The sequence below is a fragment of the Hymenobacter ruricola genome (assembly GCF_015694525.1).
In the GTDB taxonomy this organism is placed as follows: domain Bacteria; phylum Bacteroidota; class Bacteroidia; order Cytophagales; family Hymenobacteraceae; genus Hymenobacter; species Hymenobacter ruricola.
Map to the genome: position 1 here is coordinate 86,803 of NZ_JADQDM010000008.1, position 22,053 is coordinate 108,855.

Genomic DNA, 22,053 nt, shown 5'->3' on the forward strand with positions numbered 1-22,053 from the left:
CGGCAGCAGTCAGGTCAGGAGCGGGCGGAAGCTTGGCGCAGGGTGTCGGCCACGCGCTGGCGGTAGGTGCGGCCCACGGGCAGGGGCCGGCCGCCCGCCAGCAACAGCTCGCCCCCGCTCAGGCGGCTTATTTTACTCACGGCCACGGCGTAGGTGCGGTGCACGCGCAAAAACCGGTGGGCCGGCAGCTGCTCGCACAGGCTTTTGAGCGTTACCAACGTCAGGTAGCGCCGCTCGGTGGTGTAAATCCTGGTGTAGTTGTCGAGCGCCTCCAGGTACAGAATATCGGACACCGGCACCCGGCTCAGTTCGTAGCCCTCCCGAATGGTCAGGAACTCCGCCCCCAGGTGCAGTTCGAACAGCGCCGCCTTGTGGCGCAGGGCCTGGTAGTCGAGCAGGCGCTGAGCCACCCGCGCAAACCGCTCGTCGGTCAGCGGCTTCAGCACGTAGTCGAAGGCCGCGGCTTCGATGCTTTCGAGCGCGTATTCGGGGTGCGAGGTGATGAACACGGCCAGCGGCGGCGCGGGCAGGCTTTTGTAGTACGCCAGCCCGCTGTCAGGGCCCACCTCAATATCCAGAAACAGTACGTCGGGCGGCACGGGCAGCGCGGCTTGCAGGGCGGGCACATTGGCAAACGCGCCCACGCAGGTTAGGCCCGCATAAGGGCGCAGGGCTTTCACCACGGCCAGGCGCGGCAGCAGCTCATCGTCGAGCACGGCGCAGGTAAGGGGCGGGGGCAGCGTGGCCGGCCCCACAGGCACATCGGCAGCCATGTTGCTAAGGTAGCGCCGGCTGCGCCGTTCATGCCGCCCGGGGCGCACCTGGCAGCTCTGTGCAGCAATTTTTAGCGGCCCCCTCTCTGGCCAGGGGGCGGGAGCCGTGGGTTGCCGTGAAGTGGGAGCCGGTGCTCAGGTCGGTGCAGATGGCGGTGAAGGCCGCGATGAGCTCGGGGGTGATTTCGATGCGGTTGTCGCGGATGCTGCCGTCGGCGATGCCGTCGAGCACGGCTAGCGGCAGGGCGGGCTTGTAGGGCGCTTCGCCGTGGCGGGCGGTGCGCGCAACGCGCAGTTTCTGGAAGCGGCGGAGGTAGGCGGCGAGCATGGGCGGGCAAGATAAGCCGCTGGGCCTAACCGCCCCAAAAGCCCTGGGGCCATAAGCACGGACCGGACACCCACCCATCGAAAAGCGAAATCACCCACGGCCGGGCCCCGCCGACGCCCGGCTGCGGACCAGCAGCTTTCGGGGCATCAGCTTTTATGGTCGCTGTTGAATACGTCCCGGAATATCTTCCACCCCGCGCTGGTCTTCTTCCACAGCTTCAGGTATTTTCCGTCGTCGATTACCTGGCCATTGGCGTTGAACACCTGCCAGGTGCCTTGTTCGGTGAGGTACTCTTTTCCCGCTCCATACACCTGCTGGGTCTGAAACTTGACCCCGCTCACCTGGCCAGCCGCGTACGTGTCGGTGAAATCTTTGGTCAGCGCAGTTTTGCCACAGATTGCGGGGGCATTGGGCGACATCAAGCAGGCGTCCTCGGTGTACAACTCAACAATGTGGGCATCTTTCTGCTGAAAGAGCTCGAAGTACCGGCGGTTCGTCTCTGCCAGCTCGGCCTTGAGCGCAGGCAGATTTTGGGCATTTGCCGCGCAAGACGCGAGGCCGAGGAACAAGGCCGTGCCGGCCAGCGGGAGGAAGGTGGTTTTTGCTTTCATGGCCGCAAACCTACCGGCGGCCGCAATCGGTAAATTGTAAAAAACGGAACACTCAGCCATTCAGCGGCCAATACAGGTCGCTGGAAAGCAGGGGTTGAAAATGCGAGGGGGCCAAGCCCGTGAAAGCCCGAAAGTCCTTGATGAAATGCGACTGGTCGTAGTACCCGCAGTGGTAGGCAATGGCTGTAAGGGGCGCCTGCTTTTCGAGCAGCAGCGGCAGGCTCTTTTGAAAACGCGCAATCTTCAGGAAGAGGTTTGGGCTCAGGCCGGTGTACGTGATAAACAGCTTCTGCACATAGCGGGACGACACCCCATGGCGCGCGGCAATCGTGTTGACCCGCTCCGGAAAGTCCGGTTGCCGGGCTGCCAGCAGGAGGCTGTTCATCAGCTTCAATTTCGTGAACCGGGGCCGGAACCGGAGCAGCCGGGCCAGCAGAAAGGCTTCCAGCAGGCTGATTTGGTCGCCGGGCGCGGTGGTTTCCAGCAGCCGGGCGTACAGCTCCCGGATTTCCTTCCCAGCGAAGTCGTAGAAGTCCAGCACCTGGTTGTTGAAAAGCGCTATCGGCTCCTCAAAGAAGCAAGCCGCCGTGTGCGTAAAAAAGCGAACCCCCAGCATGGAATGTCGGCCCAGCGAACTAAAAACCAGAGGCGCGATGGTTTGCCCCCACAATTGAATGCGCGGGGCGCTTACCCGTCCGGCGCTTATCAGCTGCTGCGGGCCTTGGGGGCCTAGGTTGAACATTATCTCGACGCAGCCATTGGCAAATACCCGGTCCTCGGTGAGCGAAGCCGCGTCCGTGGCACAGGTAAAATAGCACTGCACATAGTTGCTCAAAGCACCTCCCGGCCGGTATTCTCTGTAGTGCATATTATTGATAACTGAGAAATGGTCAGGAGATTAAGCGCATCAATTATTCAGCCCGTCATGCAGAGCGCAGCGAAGTATCTTTTCTGTAGCAGTAAATGATTAGTAGTGGCGGTAAAGATGCTTCGCTGCGCTCTGCATGACGTTCTTTTTTTGCTGCGCGCTGCATGACGGGCTACTTTATTATTCTGCGCAACGTTCCGTTCGCCTTTCGCATGGGCTAAACGGCCGGCGTGTCGGTGCTGCCCTGGCTTAAATCGAGGAGCCAGCGCGGGGGTTCGGGCTCTAGGGCCAGGGCGGCGAGGTTGAGCCAGGCCGCGGCGCGGTCGAGCACGGCCGAATCGGCGGTGACGACGATGTCGGTCGTTTCGGCCAGCTCGCGGTCGGGGTTCATCACCACTTCGGCGGTCCAGGGCAGGCCCAGGGCAGGGCCCAGTTCGCGCAGGCGGGCGGCGAGGCGGCCGCTGTTGGACACGGGCTGGTCGAGCAACCAGCGCACGGGGCCAGGCCCGAGGGGCCGCAGCGCGTCGGCGGCCAGCCAGATGGCGCGGTCGGTTTCCTGCACGGCCCGGTAGGTGCCGTGAATGCTGGAGAGGTCGCGCAGGGCGCCGTCGCGGCCCCGCAGCACCACGCCGCCGCTCAGGGCCGCTTCAAGGGTGATAATCAGGTTGAAACCGTCGATGGACACGGGCCGGCCGCCCAGGTCGGTGGGCGGGAGCTGCGTGGCCGCGCGGTGGGCGAGTTGGGCCTCGGTGCAGGCGGCGCGGCCCACGGCCCAGCGCTGGCGCTCGGTTAGGGCGTAGCGGTCGCCCACCAGCTTGAGGGTGGCGCCGGGCGGGTAGCCGCGCGTGAGCAGCCACGACAGCTCCGCCACGGCGCTTTGCAGCAGCGGCACCCACTTGGGGGCAAACAAGTGGGCATCGGCGGGATGGGGGCCGCGGTGGCGGGTGTGGGCGGGGCGCATGCGAAGGCGGGGAAGATGAGTGGCGGCAAGTTGCACGGCAAAGCGCAGGTGTGCTTGCTGGCAGCGTGGTTTCTTTGGGCAGCGGCGGTTAATATCAATGGGTGTGCCCGCTGAGCAGCTGTGGGCGCTGGCTGAGGTAGAGACGCAATACTTTGCGTCTCGTCGTTGAACGAAATCGTTGATACGGCGCGCACGACGAGACGCAAAGTATTGCGTCTCTACCTCGTTCCAGAGCAGAAATTAACCCACAAAAAGGCCCCGGCGGATGCCGGGGCCTTTTTGCTTACGCGGGTGCTGCCTACTCTTTCACCAGCTTCAGCGTCTGGGTGCCGGTGGGCGTTGCCAGGCGCAGCACGTAGATGCCCGTTGGCAAGCGGCTGAAGGCAGGCGCGTCGAGCATGGGCTGGCTGGGACCGGCGGGCAGCGCGCCCAGTTCCTGGCGCCACACCTGGCGGCCCAGGGCATCGGTGAGCGTGAGGGTGGCCGAGGCAGCCGCCTGGGGCAAGGTCAGGCTCAGGTGCGGGGCCTGTGGGCTGGGGTTGGGCCAGGCCAGCAGCTGGCCGGCCGGCGCGTCGAACAGCACGGTGCGCACGGGCGAGAACGTGCTGGCCCCGTTGAAATCAAGCTGCTGTAGGCGGTAGTAGCGCACGCCTGCCTTGCCGGTTTCCTGGTCGAGCAGGCGGTAGCTGTGGGCACCGGCGCTACTGCCCGCGCCGGCCACGAAGCCCAGGGCGCGGTAGCGGCTGCCATCGGTGCTCACCTGCACCTCGAAGCCCCGGTTGTTGAGCTCACTGGCCGTGGCCCAGCTCAGCAGCGCGTCCGGGCCCTGGCGCTTCGCCTCGAACTTCGCCAGCTCTACCGGCAGCGGGTTGGCCCCATTGCCCAGCGTCCAGATGCTGAAGTCGCTGATGCCGGTTTTGGTCACCGTGTTGCCGCTCACGGAGGCGCCGGGCTGCGGCTGCCAGGGCCCGCTGGTGCCGGCCGTGGACTTGAACAGCCGCATGCTGGCCGCCGCAATGCCGTTGCGCTCGTGGTCGAGGTAGCTGAAGGCCATCGTCACGCTCAGGCCGGTGTTCACGGCTGGCTGAATGTCGAAGTAGCGCTGAATGCTCTGGCTGGTGCCCTGGCCGGTGAGGGTGGTGCCAGTGGTGCGTACCACCGCCGTCAGGCCTGGGGCGGTCGAGCCGGCGTCGGGCGTCAGCGTCAGCCCCAGGCCGCCGAAATTTTGGGCAGTGCCGGCGGCCAGCGTGCGGGTGGTGGCCACGCGGCCCAGCACGTAGTCCGCGTCGTCTTCGTTCACAATGCTGGCCGTGTTGCCCAGCGTCAGGGTGTTGCCGTTGGTGTTGAGCACGCCGCTGGTCAGGGTCAGGTTGTTGGTGACGGTGGCGTTGCTCATCAGGGTCACGGTCGAGGCCGTGACGGCTTGGTTCACGGTCAGGTTGTTGAACGTGCTCAGGCCCGTCACCATTTGCGGCGCGGCCCCGCGGAAGGCGATGGTGCCGCCCGTGGCCGCGTAGGTGCCGTTGTTGGTGAGGTCGCCCCACACCTGCAGGTTGCCGCCGGTGTGGGTCACCGTGGCCCCCGCCTCCACCACCAGGTCTTTGGTCACGCTGGCGGCCGATATGGTGGGGTAAGTCGTCAGGCCGGCCGGGATGCGGGCGCTGATGGTGGCGCTCGGCACGCAGGCACTCCAGTTGCCGCTCGTGAGCCAGGCGCCCGACACGGCCCCGGTCCAGGTGGTGGTTTCGGTGGTGTTCACCGCGAAGCTGGTGGTGGCGGCGCAGCTCGTGGCGTTGTCGGTGGTGGTCAGGGTGTAGGTGTTGTTGCCGGTTGGCGCGTTGCTCACCGTGAAGGTGGCCGTGCCGCCGCTGCCCGTGGGCCCGGCAATGGTGGCCCCGGCCGGGCCCGTGAGCGCGGTGGTGCCGGTGGGGCTGCCCACTTCCAGCGCCCAGTTATTGAGCGTTCCGACGTCGCCAGATGCGTTGTCGAACACCCGCAGCGTCCAGGTGCCGTTCAGCGGGGCGCCGTTGAGGGCCGCAGCAGGCAGGGCGTAGGTGGTGCCGCCGTAGCCGACGGCCGTGGTGCCCTCGGGGGCGAAGGTGCCCGTGAAGGGGGCCGAGCCGTCGGCAATGGATGTAGCGGCCGCCGTGCTCAGCACCGTGTTGGTATAGTTGACGCCGCTGCCGCCGTTGTCGGTGGTCAGTTCCAGCGTGCCCGCGTTGCCGGGTCCCACCAAGTACACCTGCACGTCGGCGTCGAAGGTGTGAGTGATGTTGAGCGTCACTTTCACCACGCTGCTGTTGCTGATGACGCTGCCCGCCGGCGCCCCGCTGATGGCAATGGTCGACGATACGCCCGTCGTGCTATTGTCGGGAATGGCGGCGCCGGGCGCAGCCGTGCCCGCGTAGGTGGGCACGGGCACCGCCGCCGTTATCGTGAAGGGCGCGCCGGCGCACTGGGCCTGGGTGGGGGCCGTCGCCCCGATTACCTGGAGCGTGATGGTTTGCGTAATCGAGCAGGCGCCGCTGGTGCCGGTCACGGTGTAGGTAGCCGTTTGGGTGGGCGTGGCGGTCACGGCGGCCCCGGTGCTGGTGGCCAGGCCGCCCCCGGCGGTGCTGGCCCAGGTGTAGGTGTAGGCCGTGCTGCTGCCGGCCGTCAGCGTCACCGCCGTGTTGGCGTACACGGTGGCGCCGCACGTCGAGGGCGTGATGGTGATGGCATCGGGCACGGTCACGGCCACCGTTTGCGGGGCCAGTGCGTCGTTGCCGGGGTTCGAGTCGGGGTTGTAGGTGGTGGTGGCCGCGAAGCCGTACGAGCCGCTGCCGTTCACGGTGTAGGTGCCCACCGTGAAGTTGGCGGTGCCGCCCGCCGCGATGGCCGCGCCCGAGTAGGTGCCCGTCAGCGTTTGGGTGGTGGCATTGGGGAAGGTAACCGTGACGGCCACCGGCACGGCCTGGGTGGTGGCGGTGCTGCCGTAGTTTCGGATGGTGACCTGCACCGGCTGGGCCCCCGCGTAGCAGTTGCTGGCCGCCGGCTGCAGCAGCGCCGTAATGCCCACGTCCTGGCTGGGCAGCAGGAATTCGTCGGCGCCCACGTCGGGCGTGGTCGCGCTGCGGGTCGCGCCGTCATAGTCAGTCGTCAGGCCGCTGATGACTACCGCTTTGCCATCAAACGACGCCGCGGTGGCCTGCGTGTTGTCGAGGTGCAGGTCGGTGGCCGACACAAAAGGCGGCGCTACGCTCAGCGAGTTGGCATCCTGGCCGGTAGCCGTGCGCAGGGCCGCCAGCGAAGCCTGGTCGCTGCCATTGAGGTAAGCCAGTACGTTTTGCGAGCCGCTGACGTAGTAGTCGTTGTAGTCGATGGGAGCATAGGCGCTGCCGCCGACGGAGCTCAGGAAGGCGTAGCCGTAGGTGGTGGCGTTGCTCCCCGCCAGGGTGTTGCTGAAAATATTATTCCGAACATCGAGGCCCGTATTGCCGGCCGTCACGTACAGGCTGGCCGAGGTTGCGTTCGCCGAGGAGGTGTAGCTGCCTTGCAGGTTTACCGAATTGTAATACAGGTTGATGCCGCTTTGCGCCGTTGTGGACCCATTCAGGTAGATGCCAACCGGCCCAAAGCGCCCGGTAATAGCACTTACAAAGTTGTTGCTGAGCGTAACGTTGGCGGCCGCGCCGCCGCTCCCCACGTATATGCCGACGCCGATGGGCGTGTAGGTGGTGCTGGTGCCCACCGTCGACACGGCCGTCACGTTGTTGCCGTTCACCACGGCGTTCGTAACCGCGCTCAGGTACAGTCCATACGCCAGGTAAGTGCCCGAGGTAGTCGTGACGGCTATCCCATTCACCGTGTTGTTGCGCACTTGCAGGCCGGCGATGGCGTGCAGGTACATCCCCGTGGGGTCCAGGTCGCTGCCGGTCCGCACGTTCTGCACGGTATTGGCGGCAATGCCGGCGTTCACGGCATTGCTCACATCGAGCCCTTCGTAGCCGATGTTGTCGGCCGTGGCAGCCGTGGCGGGCCCCACCACGTTTCCGTTAATCACCAGCCCGTCGAGGCCCCCGGCTGAAGTTGTGGCCGTGCCCGCCGCCAGGATGCCCACGTAGCAGCCGGTCAGCGCATTGTTTTGCACGGTCAGGTTGTCGTTGTCGGCCCCGGTACCGGTGCTGGTCAAGCTCAGAGCACTGCCGCCCGCAAATACCCCAAACGTCGTCGCGGTATTGGAGCCGGCCCGCAGGTTCAGGTTCAGCAGCTGGTCGAACGTAGCGCCCGCCGCCGTGCCCAGGCTTTTCACCCACACCACGGCCGAGGTGCCGGTGCTGGTGTTGGCAATGTTCAGGTCGCGGGTGGTGCCGCCCACCGTGTTCGAGCCGTCGATGGTCACGTAGTCGGCCCCATTCAGCACGAGCAGGCCCGAGTTGGCCGCGCTGCCGCTGATGCTGGCCGTCACGCCGGCCGCCGGCTTGATGGTGACGCGGTGCGTGGCGTCGGCCCCGGTCAGCACGTTCACCGTCAGGGGGAAGGTTTCGCCGTTGGTGGTGTTGTAAAAGGTGGTAGCCGCCGGGTTGATAAGCGAGAACGTGACGCCCGTGGCCCCGGCCGTGGTGTTGTCCACGCCGCGCAGGTTCAGGTCGGCAATGGCTGCCGTGAGGGTGGTGTAGTTGCCGCCCACGCCCACGGTGTAGGTGCCATTGAGCGGCCCCACAATGAGGCGGGTGGCGGCCGGGCCGCTCAGCGTGATGGCCGGCGTGGTGCTGCCGGTGTAGCTGGTGCCCGCCACGTTCACGGCCGTCGGCACCGAGGCCACGGTGTTGCCGGGCGTGGCCGTGGCGCTGATGTCGTAGGCCAGCCAGAAGTAGTTGTCGCCGGTGGGCAGGGCGGCCGGGGTGGTCAGCGTCAGGGTGTAGGTGCTGGCAATAGTGCCGGTGGTGGCCACCAGCGTGGTGGTGGCAAAGGTGGCGCTGGTGCCCGTGCTGTACAGCCGGGCGTTGGCAATGTCGGCCGCGCTGGTGCTGCCTAGGTCAAAGGTGATGCTAGTAAGCGTGAGAGCGGCGCCGCTGTTGCCCGCGGTGTTCACGTTCAGGCCCGTTACCTGCTGGTTGGTCTGGCCACGGGAGGTGGCGGCGCCGTTCTGCGTGTAGGCCAGCGTATTCACGGTGCGGGGCGTGCCGGCCGTGGTGGCCTGCGAGCCGGTGAGGGCACTGGAGGGCACTTCGGCAATGGCCACCACCCGGAAGTAATAAGTCGTGGCGGGGGTCAGGCCGGTGAGCGCCAGCGAGTAGGCAGTGCCCGTGGTGGCGGCGCTGGTGCTGGCGATGCTGCCCCCCGTCGGCGTCGTAAAGGTGACGTTGTCGGTGGAGTATTGCACCAGAAACCTGTTTTCCGTCGTCGAGTTGTCGGTAAAGCCGACGGTCAGACCGGTGCTGGTTACGCTGGCAAACGTCAGGCTCGTGGGGGCGGTCGGCGGGGGCGGGGTAAACGTGTACTTCGAGCCGGTAGCCGGAATAGTGGCCAGGCTATTCGAGGCCGTGTTGCTGAAGCTGTTGCTGTTGGCCGTCTGCTGCGTGAGCAGCTGCGAGGCGGCGGTGCCACCGCCTGGCCCGTTGATGCCCAAGGTATAAGTATAGCTGCCATTGCCGGCCGTCATCGTGCCGTACTGGTATTCGATGTGGCCGTCTGACTCGTACAGGCGAATCTGGTAATTGAGGCTGCCGGTAGCGCCGAAGGCAACCAGGCCAATCCATTCGGCCGTGAGCACCCGGCTGCCAGCCGTGCCGGTCGTGAGGTACTTAAACGAGGATGCTAAGTCGGCCGCCGTGGCAGCATTGGTGGCGGTCGTAAGGTCATAATAGAGCACCGCCAGGGCACTGGCCGTGGCGGTGGCATTAGAAAACCTGGTATTTGTCCGGCCATAGACCCCTGTGCCGCTCCCGGTAGCCGAAGTGCCGGTGTTAAAGGTCAGAAAGCCGTTGGTAGAAACGCTGAACTGCGTGTAAGCCGTCCCATCGTAATAGAAGGTAAAGCCGATTGGGGTGGGACCACTCAGGTTATCGTCGGTAGAGGTGCTATTGCGCCAGACAGTGAAGCTGTTGCCCGTGCTAGCGATTGAACTGTAAGTAGCACCCGTGGTGCGGGTTGTGGCATAGCTTGCTATGCTCTGCCCCCAGGCCGCGCCGCTGCCCGTGAGCAGCAGGGCCAGCACCGCCAGCAGGCGGCCCCAGCGGGACGAGAAAACAAGCGGTTGCCGCGGCAGTCTTTCTTGTAGAGGTTGTGGCATAAGGAAAGGGAGAAGTGGAGCGTAATAAGGTTGGTGAAAAAGCAGTGAGTGGATAGTCAGGAAGCTACCGTTGAGCTAAGGCAGCGGGCTATCGGGGAGAAGTAATATTTGCCGGTGGCTTAGGGGTAACGGCTGTCCGTCTGTTGCTGCGCATTTAAGGGCGGCCAGCAATTAAAAAATCAACCGGGCGGCAGTCCGCCAGTCGAAATATAAACTCCAGCCCGGCAAAATCCTGACTTTATAAAAATAAAATGATATCCCTCGCCGCTGCGCTTTTCGCTTCCATCAGAAGAAGCCCCGTTGGCACGCTGCCAATGGAGCTCTGCCTTCAAAATGAGGGAGAAAACAGGCGGCCACTCATTTGCTGTCTTCAGCGCCTGGGGCCGGCCGGTAGCAGTCCGCGCCCCAGGCACCGCCCCGCGGGCGGCGCGGCAGCCGCGACCCTGGCCGGCGTGCCGCTGCTAGCAGGCGGCGGCCGCAGGTCTTGGCGAAGTACTATCCGGCCCGGATTCCTGGGGAGCATAAGCGCGCCCGCAGAGACGGGGGCAGCGTGGCATCTACTCAGGACCTCGGGTATCCGGCGCAGCCGGGGCTCGCCTTGCGGGCGCCCTGAGAGGCGTCGCGCTTGTACCCATCTTATAATAAATAGCGCCTCACGCCGTACTTTTCGGCCAAAACCGCGCTGCTTATGACCTTCCGCCCCGTTCTGGCCGCTCTGGCTCTGTTGCTGCTCACCGGCCCGCTCCGCGCCCAAACGCCCCTCGGGCAGCCCTCGCTCGATGAATCGAAGGTGCAAATCTGGTGCGCCACGGTGCGCTTCGTGTACGACGACGCCGGGCGCCCCAACCTCAAAGGCACCGTGCGCTGCGAAGGCGGCAACCTCGCCGCGCTGGCCGCCAGCATCCGGCCCGACAGCCTGCGCGTGTACTCGCTGCTCTACCAGCCCATTGAGGGCCGGGGCGCCATTTACCAGGGCAAAAAGGACAACCCCGCCCGGCTGGCGGCCCTCGCCAAAGCCATTGTGAGCAAGCTCAAGGGCTCGCCGGCCCGCCGCAAAGACCCCGCCCGCATGGCGCGGGTGCAAGCCCTCGAAACCGCCCTCACCCACTACGTGGAAAGCGGCACCCCGCTCGGCGACGTATCGGCGGCCATGACGCCCGAAACGGCCGACACCACGGCCGCCCCCGGCGCGCTGGGCCCGGCCGAAGCCGCCGAACAGGCCGCTGCGGCCGACCGCGACGCCGCCGCCACGGCTTCGGCCGCGGCGTTGCCCGCGGCCGGGCCGGGCAGCCTGCTCTACCGCTTTGCCGCGCCGCTGGCGCTCATTCTGGCCATTCTGAGTTTGGTGCTGTACGTTATGCTGCGCATCACGCTGGGGCAGTGGCGCCGGCAGCAGCGCCGCGAAACGCTGGTGGCCAAGCAGGCCGCCACGACTGCGCAAACGGCCGCTGCCGAAACCAGCGCCGCCGTGGCCGACTCCATCGCCCGCGTGAAACGGGCCGAAGCGCTGGTGCTGGCTGCCTCGGAAACCGGCGCCGCGCCCGCCCCCACGCCGGCCCTCGACCAGCTCAGCCCCGCCCAGCGGTTGGAAGTGGAGCGCCTGGTGAGCCAGCGCGTGGACGAGGAACTGCGCTGGCTGCGCGCCAACCTGCCGGAGCTGGTAGCGGCCGCGGTGGCGCCGCCCGCGGCCGCAGCCGCCCCGGAGGAAACGCCAGTTGCCCAGGCAGAGCCGGCAGGCGCCGGGCGTAGCGGGCCGGTGGCCGATAACGTGCAGATGGATTAACTTTAAGTAGCGGCTTTACAACTACGGCCGTGCTACTCTACCCGTCATGTCGAGCTTGTCGAGACATCTCGCGTGTGTTGGTAATCAATAACAAGGCATTACTTCAGCACGCGGGATGTCCCGGCTTCGCTCAACCTGACAGCTTGAGTACCCCCACTCCCCTCCTTCCTAATTCTCCTATGAAAGCTGCCTTTCGCCTGCTTGTGCTGCTGGCCGCTTTGCCTGCCTGCCGGGCCACCGCGCCGCCCGCGCGCAACACCTTGCCGCGCCGCCAGCCCCTGACCGAAGTCACCACCCCCGAAAACGCCGAGCCCAGCCGCAAAGCCGGCCTGGAACTCCCCGACACCACCCGCCGTGAAGTACCCCAACAGCCGTAAAACCGACACCACCGACACCTATTTCGGCACCCAAGTGCCCGACCCCTACCGCTGGCTCGAAGACCTTGACTCGGAAGAAACCGCCGCCTGGGTGACGGCCCAGAACGAAGTCACGTTCGGGTATTTGAGCGAAATTCCGTTTCGGGATGCCATCCGGGAGCGCCTCACCCGGCTCTGGAACTACGAGCGCTACGGCGTGCCCGAACAGGTGGGCGACGAGCTGGTGTATGCCAAGAACGACGGGCTGCAAAACCAGGCCGTGGTGTACCGCCAGCGCGGCAATGAGGAGCCGCGCGTGCTGCTCGACCCCAACAAATTCTCGGCCGACGGTACCACCGCCCTGGCCGGCATGGAGTTCAGCCCCGACCACCGCTACCTGGCTTATGCCACCAGCAGCGGCGGCTCCGACTGGCACCAGGTCCGCGTGATGGACCTGCGCACCCAGGAGCTGCTGCCCGACAAGCTGGACTGGGTGAAAGTCTCGGGCACGTCGTGGACTTCGGCGGGCTTCTACTACTCGCGCTACGACGCGCCCCGGCCCGGCGAAAACGACCTGTCGGGCAAAAATGAGTTTCACAAGGTGTATTTCCACCGGCTGCACACGCCGCAGGCGGAAGACGAGCTGGTATACGAAAACCCCGCCATGCCCCTGGGTTTCCGCATGGCCGGCGCCACCGAAGACGAGCGGTTTCTGTGCCTTTACCTCACCGATGGCGTCTCGGACGGCAACCGCCTGCTGGTGCGCGACCTCACCGACGCCACGCAGGCCAGCGCCTGGACTACGCTGTTCGATTCCTACGAATTCAACAACACCGTCATCGGCAACGTGGGCGGCGAGGTGCTGGTGTACACCAACTACCAGGCCCCCAACTACCGCGTGGTCGGCATCGACCCGCAGCAGCCCGAAGAAGCCCACTGGCGCGAGGTGCTGCCCGAAACCGCCAACAAGCTTGAAAGCGTGACCCAGGCGGGCGGCTGCCTGCTGGCCAGCTACCTGCACGATGCCAGCTCGCAGGTGCAGGTATACTCGGAACAGGGCGAGTTTCGGCACGAGGTGGCGCTGCCGGCCCTGGGCACGGCCAGCGGCTTTGGCGGGCGGCGCGAGGCCACGGCGGTGTACTACGCCTTCACGTCCTTCACCTACCCCACCACCATTTACCGCTACGACCTGGCCAGCAACACCAGCACCGTGTTCCGGGCGCCGGCCGTGGACGTGCAGCCGGCCGACTACGAAACCACGCAGGTGTTCTACCCCAGCAAGGACGGCACGCGGATTCCGATGTTCATCGTGCACAAAAAGGGCGTGGTGCTGAACGGCCGGAACCCCACCTACCTCTACGCCTACGGCGGCTTCAACGTGAGCCTGACGCCCGCCTTCTCGGTGGCGCGCCTGCTGTGGCTGGAAAACGGCGGCATCCTGGCCGTGGCCAACCTGCGCGGCGGCGGCGAATACGGCGAGGACTGGCACCGGGCCGGTATGACCCCGCACAAGCAAAACGTGTTCGACGACTTCATTGCCGCCGCCGAATACCTCAAAACCAACCGCTACACCGACACCCAGCACCTCGCCATCGCGGGCGGCTCCAACGGCGGCCTGCTGGTGGGCGCCGTGGCCAACCAGCGCCCCGACCTGTGCCGCGTGGCCCTGCCCGCCGTTGGCGTGATGGATATGCTGCGCTACCAAAAGTTCACCATCGGCTGGAACTGGGCGCCCGAGTACGGCACCTCCGACGACGAGGCGCAATTCCATAACCTACTGGCTTTCTCGCCGCTGCACAACCTGCGGCCCGGCACCGCCTACCCCGCCACGCTCATCACCACCGCCGACCACGACGACCGGGTGGTGCCCGCGCACTCCTTCAAGTACGCCGCCGCCCTGCAGGCCGCCACCGCCGGCCCCTCCCCCACCCTCATTCGCATCGACGTGAACGCCGGCCACGGCGCCGGCAAAAGCACCGCCCTGCTCATCGATGAGTGGGCCGACGTGTGGAGCTTCTGCTACGCGAATATGGGCGTGACGCCCCCCAGCGAACCCCAGGCCTAGCCCCAGTCACCATGCGTGCTTTTTACTCGTGCATTGGGGCCGCTGCCACGCTTTTATTAGGGCTATTGTCTCCCACAGCAGTTGCTGCTCAGTACTATCACCGCACGCCCGACGCCGTGCTGCCAGTGCGCAAGAACAGCGTCTTCTTCACGCATGTGGATGTGGTGGAGCAGCTGCCCCGGGGCGCCTCCATTGCAAAAGGCCAGCAGATTGCCACGCTGCAGCCCGAGCCTGCGGTGCAGTCAGAAGGCTACGATTTGGTGCTGGCCGGAGCCAAAAAAGCCTATGATGAAGGCTTTTTTCCACAAGCCGCCGCGGCCCTCGAAGACGCCGTGGCGCACGAGCCCAACAATCCGTTTTTGCTCTACCACTACGCCCGGGCCCTCTACAAAACCGACGAAACCAAACCGCGCAGCTACGCCGTTTACCAACGCCTGATGGCCACGCTGGCCAAGCAGGGCGGCGAAAACGACAGCGTGGTTGTGGTGGACCTGTGGTTTCCGGAAGCGTACTGGAAGCTGGGAACCCTGCAACTGGACCGGGCCGAATGGGCCAGCGCCGTCGACAACATTTCCCGGGGGCTGCTGGGCCTGGACCAACTCGGCGCCTTGCCCACCAGCCCCATTCACGAGGAAGCGCTGTCCTACCTCACCGAGTGCTTCTACCACTTGCACGACGCCAGGCTGTGCCGCTACTACGGCAACCGAACGCTCCAGCTGTTTCCTCAAAACAAGTACGTCCAACCCTACCTGACGCACTTGCCACCGGCGGCTACGCCGAAAGTCAAACGAAAATAAATTCCATGGAATTAGGAATCAGCTCTTTTGGCGAAGTGGCACCCGCCCACCTCGCTGGCCAGGACCACGCCGCCACCCAGCGCATGCAGGAACTCCTGGCCCTGGCCCGCCGCGCCGACGAAGTGGGCCTCGACGTGCTGGCCCTCGGCGAGCACCACCGGCCCGACTTCATCATTTCCTCGCCCGAAGTGGTGCTGGCAGCCGCGGCGGCCGTCACCCGGCGCATTCGCCTGAGCAGCGCCGTCACCGTGCTTAGCTCCGCCGACCCGGTGCGGACCTTTCAGAATTTTGCCACGGTGGACTTGATTTCCGGCGGCCGGGCCGAGATTATCGCAGGCCGCGGGTCGTTTATCGAGTCCTACCCCCTGTTCGGCTACGACCTCGACGACTACGACGAGCTGTTTGTGGAAAAGCTGTCGTTGCTGTTGAAAATCAACGAAAGCGAAGTTGTGACCTGGCAGGGCAAGCACCGGCCCGGCATTGCGGCGCAGGGCGTGTACCCGCGCCCGGCCCAGGCCAAAATTCCCGTCTGGATAGGCATCGGCGGCACGCCGGCTTCGGCGGTGCGGACCGGCAAGCTGGGCCTGCCGCTCACCATTGCCATCCTGGGCGGCGCCCCCGACCGCTACGTGCCCTTCGCCGAACTCTACCGCGAGGCGGCCCAGCAGGCCGGCCACGACGCGGCCCGGCTGCCGCTGTGCCTGAACTGCCACTTCCACCTGGCCGAAACTTCCCAGCAGGCCGCCGACGAGTTTTTCCCGCCCTACGCCACGCTCATGAACCGCATCGGCCGCGAGCGGGGCTGGTCGCCCATGGACCGGCGGCATTTCGACTTCCTGCGCGGGCCGCAGGGGCCGTTGTTCGTGGGCACGCCGCAGGAAATCACCCAGAAGCTGCTGCACCTGCACGGGCTGTTCAACAACACGCGTTTCCTGGCGCAGCTGGTGCTCGAAGGCATTTCGCCCGCGAGCGTATTGCGCTCGGTGGAGCTGTTTGGCCAGGAAGTAGCGCCGGCCGTGCGGGCGGCGCTGGGTGTTCAACCCGCCGCCTAGCTTAGGCGCTTGCGGCCGAAGATTTATTTACCCACCAGACAACCCAGCGACCGGCTTGGCGGTCAGGGAGAAGTATGGTTTCACTTTAGCCTTTTCGCTATGCGCTACGTCTTCTTTCTGCTCCTGCTCGCGGCCCAAACGGCATTTGGCCAATGCTGCCCCTACATGCAGCCCGTGAAGGTGCTGCCCGCCAACCCCACGGCTACCGACGACGTGCGCCTCGTGTTTCAGGCCACCACCGGTGGCCGGGGCGCGCAGCTCAGCGGCAGCCTGGTGCGGGCCGGCAACGCCCTCACCTACACCAGCTGCTACTACAGTGGCCCCCTCGCCCAGCCCCAAACCTACCTCGATACCGTGCGCGTGGGCCAGCTGCCGACGGGCAGCTACACGGTGTCATTCATCGGCATCCAGTCGTGCAACACGCAGTGCGTGGAGCAAATGCGCAATTCCACCTCGGCCACTTTCCAGGTGAGCGGCGCTCTGGCCACCCGCACCGCGGCCGAGGGCTGGGCCGTGTATCCGGTGCCGGCCACCGGCTCCTCCCTCACGCTGTGGGCCCCGGCCGACAAAGCCATTCAGCGCCTGCAGCTGCTGGACGCGGCCGGCCGTAGCTGCTTCGAATACGCTGGCAGCGAGCTGACGCGCCAGGGCAACGAGTGGCAGTTGTGCCTGCCCGCCCTGCCGGCCGGCCTATACTCGCTGCGCATCGGCGTAGCCAGCGGCGAGGCCGTCACGCAGCGGGTGCTGCTGCCGTAAAGTAGTCCCCTACCCGCAACGAAAAAGGCCGGTCCACATGCGTGGACCGACCTTTTTTGGCTTAAAAAGAGCTGCTAGTAGCGGTACAGGTCCGACTTGAACGGGCCTTCTACCGGCACCTTGATGTAGTCGGCTTGCTTGGAGGTCAGCTCGTCCAGCTCCACGCCGATTTTGGCGAGGTGCAGGCGGGCCACCTTCTCGTCGAGGTGCTTGGGCAGGGTGTACACCTGGTTTTCGTACTGGTCGCCGCGCTGCCACAGCTCCAATTGGGCCAGGGTCTGGTTCGTGAACGAGTTCGACATCACGAACGAGGGGTGGCCGGTGGCGCAGCCCAGGTTCACGAGGCGGCCTTCGGCGAGGATAATCACCTCTTTGCCGTCGATGGTGTAAATGTCCACCTGCGGCTTCACCGTGTCTTTGGTGTGGCCGTAGTTGCCGTTCAGCCAGGCCATGTCAATTTCATCGTCGAAGTGGCCGATGTTGCAGACAATGGCCTTATCCTTCAGGGCGCGGAAATGCTCCTCGCGGATGATATCGCAGTTGCCGGTGGTGGTGATGACGATGTCGGCGCGCGGAATGGCGTTTTCCATCTTCTTCACCTCAAAGCCGTCCATGGCCGCCTGCAGGGCGCAAATGGGGTCAATTTCCGTCACGATGACGCGGGCGCCGGCGCCGCTCAGCGAGGCGGCGGTGCCTTTTCCTACGTCGCCGTAGCCGGCCACCACGGCCACTTTGCCGGCCATCATCACGTCGGTAGCCCGGCGGATGGCGTCCACGGCCGACTCTTTGCAGCCGTACTTGTTGTCGAACTTCGACTTCGTCACCGAGTCGTTCACGTTGATGGCGGGGAAGGGCAGCGTGCCATTCTTCACGCGCTCGTACAGGCGCAGCACGCCGGTCGTCGTCTCTTCGCTCACGCCTTTGATGCCGGCGGCCAGCTCGGGGTAGCGGTCCAGCACCATGTTGGTGAGGTCGCCGCCGTCGTCCAGAATCATGTTCAGGGGCTGGCGGTCTTCGCCGAAGAACAGCGTCTGCTCGATGCACCAGTCAAACGAGGCCTCGTCCATGCCTTTCCAGGCATACACCGGGATGCCGGCGGCGGCAATGGCGGCAGCGGCGTGGTCCTGCGTCGAGAAGATGTTGCACGACGACCACGTCACCTCGGCGCCCAGAGCGGTGAGGGTTTCGATGAGCACGGCCGTTTGGATGGTCATGTGCAGGCAGCCGGCAATGCGGGCCCCTTTGAAGGGCTGGGCCGCGCCAAACTCCTCGCGCAGCGACATAAGGCCGGGCATTTCGGCTTCGGCGAGGCGGATTTCCTTGCGGCCCCACTCGGCCAGGCTCATGTCCTTTACTTTGTACGGAACGTACGTTTTCGTCGTGGTTTCCACCATGATATGAATTGATTGTGAGTATCGCGTTTCAACCGTAAAGATACAGGATTTGTTCGGGGCTGGTGCAGACAGCTTCAGCGCAACAGCAGCAGCGCATTGCCCCGAACGGTCCCAGCTTTTGCTCCGGGCTTTGAGCCACAGAAGAGTCACTGTTTCGGGAAAGCTTAGCTACCCGACCCGTTCGCAGTTAGCTCCAAAACAGTGGGGGAGCAGGCAATTCCTCAGATACAAAAAAGCCCGCTGGATAGTATCCAGCGGGCTTTCCTCTAAAAAAATTTGCAAAAGCCTCGTCGCAGCTAGTTGTTCTGAGTGATAACGACCTGGGTTTGCTGAGCAATAGGAACGCCTGAACCCGAAATGCCCCGCACCAAGATGGTGTAAATTTTTCCGGCCTCAAACGTCTTGCTGCCCGTGCCGGCCCCAGTGCCATCGCCCACCGCTATAACCGGGGTACGGGTGGTGTTGCCGGCGGTGCCGGTTGTCACCGACAGGTTAAACGGCCCAGCGTTGATGGCAGCGAAGGGAGAAGCCGTGCCAAACGCGACATCGGGAGTAAGGTCGGTGGTAGGGCCGCCCGGGGTAGCAGCCGGAACCGTCAGCCGCACCGGCGAGGCAGCGCCCACGCCCAGGTGCACTAGGCGAACCTTAGCAGTCCCCGTTGCCGGAGCCGACAGGTCGTCGGACACCACCAGCAAGTCGGCGCTGCCAATGGTAGCGGTAGGCGAGTACACAAAGGCCGAATAGTTCTGGTCTTTTGCAACCGTCAACGGCTTGCTTGCAACAACCTGCGTTCCATTTTTAACGCTCAGCGTAGGCGTTCCGGAGTTGATGTTAAAGTACGTACCCGTTTGGCCATAGTTGAGCTGGCCGCCCTGCTGGTCGTTCACAAACACGGTCACGGTGGTGTTGGCGGCGGCGGCGGCGTGCGACACCAGCACTTTGCCTTGGTCGGGCGCGGGAGCCGCCGGCTCGTCGTCTTTGCCGCACGAGGCCAACAGCACCGTGGCCGGCAACAGGGCCCGGAGGGCGAGGGAAAAGAGAGACGTTTTCATACTAGGTATTCAACTAAAAAGGTGGGGATGAGCCGCCCGGAAACTACCGGCCGGCCCGGCCTGAACGTGAGAACGGCCCGCTTTGTTGAGTTTACCGGCCGGAATATTGGCGGCGAGGCGCATTTTCGGCCTCCGTTCGCCTTCTATCTTTGTTATATGCACACTATTTCCTGGTTGGCTGCCGCGCGGTGGCAGCTTCGCGGCGCGGCTTCTATGGCGCTGGTTTTTAGCCTGGTGGCGTCGGCGCGGGCCCAGCAGGCCCCGGCCACCATCCGCCTGCACCCCGAAGACGCCGAGCGCGGCCTCAACGGCCCGCAGCACAACTTCGAGTTTTTGCCGCCCGGCGTGGGCGGCGAGGCCTACCAAAGCGCGGGCTTCTTTGGCCAGAAGCTGCGGCCCTACCTGGCCGGCAACGCCGAAGCCCTGGCCAGCCTGGACCAGTACCGCCGCCAGAAAACCATTTTCCTGGTCGACCGCGTGGTGGCCGTGGGCTCCTTTGGTCTGTGGGGCCAGCAAATCCTGATTGGCGACGAGCGCCAGTACTTCAACAACACCCAGAAAGTGGCCCTCGGCGTGTTTGCCACCAGCATCCTGGCCACGCTGTTCATCAACCGCAACACCAACACCTACATGAAGCGCGCCGTGCAGGCGTACAACGATGCCCCGCCGGCCCATGGCAGCCTGTGGCCGCGGCTGCGCCCCAGCGGCGTGGGCCTGGGCGCGGCGCCCACCGGCCAGCCCCTGCTGGCGCTGCGCTGGGCGGTACGATAACGCCCGCCGCTTTTCCGTATACGCTTCCTCATGGACTACCCCCTGCCCGAAGCGGCCCGGCGCTACGTGGCCGCGCACCTGCACGACGACCCCGCCCACTTGGCCCTGCAGGCCCGCCGCCACCCCGGCCTGCCCGTGCCCGAGCTGGTGCGCCAGATTCAGGCGCGCCAGAAGGCCCGCGTGAAGCTGCCCGACTGGGCCGACAACCCCGATTTGATTTTTCCGCCGGCGCTGTCCGTCGAGCAGGCGTCCTCGGCGCGCACGGCGGCGTTCAAGGCCGGGCTGGTGGACGGGCAGCGGCTGGCCGACCTCACCGGCGGCTTCGGGGCCGACGCGGCGGCGTTTGCCCGGCGCGTGGCGCACGTCGACTATGTGGAACGCAACCCCGCGCTGGCCGAAGTGGTGCGCTATAATTTTGGCCAATTGGGCCTGACCAACGTGGACGTGCACGCCGCTGAGGCCCTGGAATTTCTGAAGGAAACGCCCCAGCATTACGACTGGCTGTACCTCGACCCGGCCCGGCGCGACACCGCCGCCCGCAAGATTTTTCTGTTGCGCGACTGCGAGCCCGACGTGGTGAAGCTGCTGCCCCTGCTGCTGCACAAGGCCGATAAAGTCCTGCTCAAGACGTCGCCCATGCTCGACATTGAGCACGCCGTGCAGGGGCTGGGCCACGTGCGCCGCCTCTGGGTGGTGGCCGTCGACAACGAGGTGAAGGAGGTGCTGTACGAGCTGGGCCAGGAGCCCGCCGTGGACCCCGAGCGCTACGCCCTGAACCTGCGCCGCGACGGCAGCCAGCAGGAATTCCGCCTCAACCGCGCCCGCGAAGCCCGCGCCACGCCCCGCTACGCCGAGGCTCAGCAGTACCTCTACGAGCCCAACGCGGCCGTGCTCAAGGCCGGCGCCTTCCGCAGCATCGGCACGGCATTCGAGCTGCTGAAGCTACACCAACACAGCCACCTCTATACGTCCGATGTGCTGCGGGCCGATTTTCCGGGGCGCATTTTCCGGGTGCGGGCCGTGGAGAAGGCCGACGGGGCCGCCCTCAAGGCGCACCTGGGCCCGGAGGCCCGGGCGCACGTCACCACCCGCAACTTCCCCGATTCGGTGGCCGATTTTCGGCAACGCACCGGCATCCGGGAAGGCGGCGAGGTATACCTGTTTGCCACCACCGACCTGCGCGGCCGGCCCGTGGTGCTGGTGTGCGAGAAGGTGACGCCCGCGGCTGCCTGATTAGCGTTGCGGCGGCCCTATACCCTTCCCGCGGTCCTTGCGTAAGTGAAAGCACCGGAAGCGCAGGGCTTCCGGGCCAATTCTTTCGCAATGCGTTTTACCGATAAAGTGTGCTTGGTGACGGGCGGCACCTCCGGCATTGGCCAGGCCGCCTGCCTGCGCCTGGGTGCCGAGGGCGGCACCGTAATAGCCCTGGGCCGTGACAAAAAGGATGGCGCCGAAACCGTGCGCCTCATCAAGGAAGCCGGCGGCCAGGCCGTGTTCATGGCTTGCGATTTGGCCAAGCCCAAGGCCATCGAAGCCACCGTGCAGAAGGTGCTGGCCAAATTCCACCGCATCGATGTGCTGGTGTGCGACGCGGCCATGATGACATTTGAGCCGCTGGTGAAACTGCCGCTGGAAAAGTGGGATGTGCTGATGCAGGTGAACCTGCGCTCGCTGGCCCAGCTCACGCAGCTGTGTCTGCCGCACATGCCCAAAGGCAGCGCCATTGTGGCCATCAGCTCGGTGCACGCCCACCAGACCACCGCCAGCGTGGTGCCCTACGCCACCAGCAAGGGCGGCATGGAAGCCTTCGTGCGGGGCATGAGCCGGGAGCTGGATTTCCGCCAGACCCGCATCAACGCCATTGCGCCCGGCGCCGTCGACACGCCAATGCTCTGGAGCAACCCCAACGTGAAAAACGGCACCGAGAAAATCGACAAAGCCACCGTGGGCCAGCCCGAAGAGCTGGCCGCTGCCATTGCCTTCCTGGCTTCCGGCGAAGCCAGCTTTGTGCACGGCACGACGTTGGCCGTGGACGGCGGCCGACTGGCCCAATTATAGGCTGCCAGCACCGCCAGCCCGTTGGCAAATCGGGCGGGCCGGCACTTTCGCGTGGCCAGCACTACGGTCAATAGCCCAGATTTCCGTAGTTTTGCGGCGCGCCCGCCTGCCGGTTATTTGGCTAGGCGGGCGCCCTGCTTTTTCTCTCTTGCCC

Annotated in this window: 17 protein-coding genes; 9 read left to right on the forward strand and 8 right to left on the reverse strand. The window is 65.3% G+C overall.

Features of this window, described 5'->3' with window-relative positions; translation table 11 throughout:
- Positions 1–14: 14 nt before the first annotated feature.
- The 6 genes from I2H31_RS15975 to I2H31_RS16000 all read right to left on the reverse strand — a co-directional run bounded on the left by I2H31_RS15975 (position 15) and on the right by I2H31_RS16000 (position 9,815).
- Positions 15–773, reverse strand: coding sequence for a LytR/AlgR family response regulator transcription factor (locus tag I2H31_RS15975; RefSeq protein ID WP_196294049.1), 759 nt, complete (start codon positions 771–773; stop codon positions 15–17).
- Positions 774–801: 28 nt separating this feature from the next.
- Complete coding sequence (locus I2H31_RS15980) at positions 802–1,101, reverse strand: hypothetical protein (protein WP_196294050.1); 300 nt, start codon at positions 1,099–1,101, stop codon at positions 802–804.
- 146 nt (positions 1,102–1,247) lie between these two features.
- Complete coding sequence (locus I2H31_RS15985) at positions 1,248–1,712, reverse strand: YybH family protein (protein WP_196294051.1); 465 nt, start codon at positions 1,710–1,712, stop codon at positions 1,248–1,250.
- Between the two features lie 52 nt (positions 1,713–1,764).
- The gene (locus I2H31_RS15990; RefSeq protein WP_196294052.1) at positions 1,765–2,580 is read right to left on the reverse strand and encodes a helix-turn-helix domain-containing protein; all 816 of its coding nucleotides are present in this window, start codon (positions 2,578–2,580) and stop codon (positions 1,765–1,767) included.
- 217 nt (positions 2,581–2,797) lie between these two features.
- A complete protein-coding gene (locus I2H31_RS15995) occupies positions 2,798–3,541 on the reverse strand; it encodes a DUF434 domain-containing protein (protein WP_196294053.1) in 744 nt (247 codons plus the stop codon).
- 298 nt (positions 3,542–3,839) lie between these two features.
- Positions 3,840–9,815 carry a BNR-repeat neuraminidase N-terminal domain-containing protein gene (locus I2H31_RS16000; RefSeq protein WP_196294054.1) on the reverse strand — a complete coding sequence of 1,992 codons (5,976 nt, stop codon included), beginning with the start codon at positions 9,813–9,815 and terminating at the stop codon, positions 3,840–3,842.
- A 688-nt stretch (positions 9,816–10,503) separates the two neighbouring features.
- Between I2H31_RS16000 and I2H31_RS16005 the strand changes: the two genes are divergently transcribed.
- From I2H31_RS16005 to I2H31_RS16030, 6 genes are all read left to right on the forward strand, one after another.
- On the forward strand, positions 10,504–11,598 hold the full coding sequence (locus tag I2H31_RS16005) for a hypothetical protein (protein ID WP_196294055.1): 1,095 nt from the start codon (positions 10,504–10,506) through the stop codon (positions 11,596–11,598).
- A gap of 179 nt (positions 11,599–11,777) precedes the next feature.
- Positions 11,778–11,975 carry a hypothetical protein gene (locus I2H31_RS16010; RefSeq protein ID WP_196294056.1) on the forward strand — a complete coding sequence of 66 codons (198 nt, stop codon included), beginning with the start codon at positions 11,778–11,780 and terminating at the stop codon, positions 11,973–11,975.
- A complete protein-coding gene (locus I2H31_RS25670) occupies positions 11,953–14,019 on the forward strand; it encodes a prolyl oligopeptidase family serine peptidase (protein ID WP_196294057.1) in 2,067 nt (688 codons plus the stop codon). Before I2H31_RS16010 ends, I2H31_RS25670 begins: the two co-directional genes overlap by 23 nt.
- 11 nt (positions 14,020–14,030) lie before the next feature.
- On the forward strand, positions 14,031–14,816 hold the full coding sequence (locus I2H31_RS16020) for a hypothetical protein (protein WP_196294058.1): 786 nt from the start codon (positions 14,031–14,033) through the stop codon (positions 14,814–14,816).
- Between the two features lie 5 nt (positions 14,817–14,821).
- Positions 14,822–15,868, forward strand: a complete 1,047-nt coding sequence (locus tag I2H31_RS16025; protein WP_196294059.1) for an LLM class flavin-dependent oxidoreductase — start codon at positions 14,822–14,824, stop codon at positions 15,866–15,868.
- A 99-nt stretch (positions 15,869–15,967) separates the two neighbouring features.
- On the forward strand, positions 15,968–16,624 hold the full coding sequence (locus I2H31_RS16030) for a hypothetical protein (protein ID WP_196294060.1): 657 nt from the start codon (positions 15,968–15,970) through the stop codon (positions 16,622–16,624).
- Between the two features lie 74 nt (positions 16,625–16,698).
- Here I2H31_RS16030 and ahcY read toward each other — a convergent pair whose 3' ends face one another.
- Together ahcY and I2H31_RS16040 are read right to left on the reverse strand one after the other, a co-directional pair.
- On the reverse strand, positions 16,699–18,018 hold the full coding sequence (gene ahcY, locus I2H31_RS16035) for an adenosylhomocysteinase (protein ID WP_196294061.1): 1,320 nt from the start codon (positions 18,016–18,018) through the stop codon (positions 16,699–16,701).
- Positions 18,019–18,314: 296 nt separating this feature from the next.
- Positions 18,315–19,070 (reverse strand): DUF4397 domain-containing protein, encoded by a 756-nt coding sequence (locus I2H31_RS16040; RefSeq protein WP_196294062.1) that lies wholly within the window; start codon positions 19,068–19,070, stop codon positions 18,315–18,317.
- 156 nt (positions 19,071–19,226) lie between these two features.
- On the opposite strand from I2H31_RS16040, the gene I2H31_RS16045 reads away from it, so the two are divergent.
- The 3 genes from I2H31_RS16045 to I2H31_RS16055 all read left to right on the forward strand — a co-directional run bounded on the left by I2H31_RS16045 (position 19,227) and on the right by I2H31_RS16055 (position 21,899).
- Entirely contained in the window at positions 19,227–19,841 is a 615-nt protein-coding gene (locus I2H31_RS16045) for a hypothetical protein (protein ID WP_196294063.1), read from the forward strand.
- Positions 19,842–19,871: 30 nt separating this feature from the next.
- The gene (locus I2H31_RS16050; RefSeq protein ID WP_196294064.1) at positions 19,872–21,074 is read left to right on the forward strand and encodes a THUMP-like domain-containing protein; all 1,203 of its coding nucleotides are present in this window, start codon (positions 19,872–19,874) and stop codon (positions 21,072–21,074) included.
- Between the two features lie 90 nt (positions 21,075–21,164).
- Positions 21,165–21,899, forward strand: coding sequence for an SDR family NAD(P)-dependent oxidoreductase (locus tag I2H31_RS16055; RefSeq protein ID WP_196294065.1), 735 nt, complete (start codon positions 21,165–21,167; stop codon positions 21,897–21,899).
- Positions 21,900–22,053 lie beyond the last annotated feature (154 nt).

Excerpts from the sequence above, each read along its gene's own strand:
- I2H31_RS16055 (WP_196294065.1), top strand. The coding sequence starts at position 21,165 with ATGCGTTTTACCGATAAAGTGTGCTTGGTGACGGGCGGCACCTCCGGC.
- ahcY (WP_196294061.1), bottom strand. The coding sequence starts at position 18,018 with ATGGTGGAAACCACGACGAAAACGTACGTTCCGTACAAAGTAAAGGAC.
- I2H31_RS16040 (WP_196294062.1), bottom strand. The coding sequence starts at position 19,070 with ATGAAAACGTCTCTCTTTTCCCTCGCCCTCCGGGCCCTGTTGCCGGCC.
- I2H31_RS16025 (WP_196294059.1), top strand. The coding sequence starts at position 14,822 with ATGGAATTAGGAATCAGCTCTTTTGGCGAAGTGGCACCCGCCCACCTC.
- I2H31_RS16000 (WP_196294054.1), bottom strand. The coding sequence starts at position 9,815 with ATGCCACAACCTCTACAAGAAAGACTGCCGCGGCAACCGCTTGTTTTC.
- I2H31_RS16005 (WP_196294055.1), top strand. The coding sequence starts at position 10,504 with ATGACCTTCCGCCCCGTTCTGGCCGCTCTGGCTCTGTTGCTGCTCACC.
- I2H31_RS16030 (WP_196294060.1), top strand. The coding sequence starts at position 15,968 with ATGCGCTACGTCTTCTTTCTGCTCCTGCTCGCGGCCCAAACGGCATTT.
- I2H31_RS16010 (WP_196294056.1), top strand. The coding sequence starts at position 11,778 with ATGAAAGCTGCCTTTCGCCTGCTTGTGCTGCTGGCCGCTTTGCCTGCC.
- I2H31_RS15990 (WP_196294052.1), bottom strand. The coding sequence starts at position 2,580 with ATGCACTACAGAGAATACCGGCCGGGAGGTGCTTTGAGCAACTATGTG.
- I2H31_RS15995 (WP_196294053.1), bottom strand. The coding sequence starts at position 3,541 with ATGCGCCCCGCCCACACCCGCCACCGCGGCCCCCATCCCGCCGATGCC.
- I2H31_RS15985 (WP_196294051.1), bottom strand. The coding sequence starts at position 1,712 with ATGAAAGCAAAAACCACCTTCCTCCCGCTGGCCGGCACGGCCTTGTTC.
- I2H31_RS16050 (WP_196294064.1), top strand. The coding sequence starts at position 19,872 with ATGGACTACCCCCTGCCCGAAGCGGCCCGGCGCTACGTGGCCGCGCAC.
- I2H31_RS16045 (WP_196294063.1), top strand. The coding sequence starts at position 19,227 with ATGCACACTATTTCCTGGTTGGCTGCCGCGCGGTGGCAGCTTCGCGGC.
- I2H31_RS15975 (WP_196294049.1), bottom strand. The coding sequence starts at position 773 with ATGGCTGCCGATGTGCCTGTGGGGCCGGCCACGCTGCCCCCGCCCCTT.
- I2H31_RS16020 (WP_196294058.1), top strand. The coding sequence starts at position 14,031 with ATGCGTGCTTTTTACTCGTGCATTGGGGCCGCTGCCACGCTTTTATTA.
- I2H31_RS15980 (WP_196294050.1), bottom strand. The coding sequence starts at position 1,101 with ATGCTCGCCGCCTACCTCCGCCGCTTCCAGAAACTGCGCGTTGCGCGC.